This is a genomic window from Kitasatospora sp. P5_F3, assembly GCF_054049135.1.
This window is the reverse complement of sequence record NZ_JBFUMY010000202.1, coordinates 1-761: the sequence shown is the minus strand read 5'-3', so window position 1 is coordinate 761 and position 761 is coordinate 1. Positions and strand designations below refer to the sequence as shown.

Here is a 761-nt window from a genome sequence, read left to right as displayed (position 1 = left end):
TCCGCCAACTCCTCACCCGCGTACGCTCCGCAGACCTCGCCGCCTACGCCCACCAGGACCTCCCCTTCGAACGACTCGTCGACGCCCTCAACCCCGAACGCTCCGCCGCCCGCCAACCCCTCTTCCAGGTGGTGGTGGCCCTGCAGAACATGTCGCTGCCGGAGCTGGACTTCCCCGGGCTCGACGCCGTGCCCCAGCCGGTCAACCCGGGGATCACCCGGTTCGACCTCTCGGTCATCCTGTCCGAGCACCGCGACCCGAGCGGCGCCCCCGCCGGGCTGCGCGGTGTGGCCGAGTTCAGCACCGCGCTGTTCGACCGGAGCACCGTCGAGCGGCTGATGACCTGGTTGGTGCGGCTGCTCGAAGCCGCCGCCGCCGACCCTGACCAGCCGCTCAGCACGATCGACATCCTCGGCACCGACGAGCGCCGCCTGCTGCTCGACACCTGGAACGACACCGGTGCCGTCCCGCCGCCCGCCACCCTGCCCACGTTGATCGAGCAGCGGGTCGCCGCGGCCCCGGACGCCCCGGCCGTGGTCGGTGGCGACCAGGAGCTCGACTACCGGGAGCTGAACCTCCGGGCCAACCGGTTCGCGCACGCGCTGATCGGCCGGGGCATCGGCCCGGAGGACGTGGTGGCGCTCGCGCTGCCCCGCTCCGTCGACCTCGTCATCGCCGCACTGGCCGTCCTCAAGGCCGGCGCCGCCTACCTCCCGCTCGACCCCGACTACCCCACCGACCGCGACTACCCCACCGACCGC

Annotated in this window: 1 protein-coding gene; it reads left to right on the top strand. The window is 73.2% G+C overall.

Annotated features, from left to right (window positions below; translation table 11 throughout):
* Nucleotides 1-761: AMP-binding protein (locus ACXJMZ_RS37345; RefSeq protein WP_457034436.1), on the top strand; the 761-nt coding region annotated here is incomplete at both ends.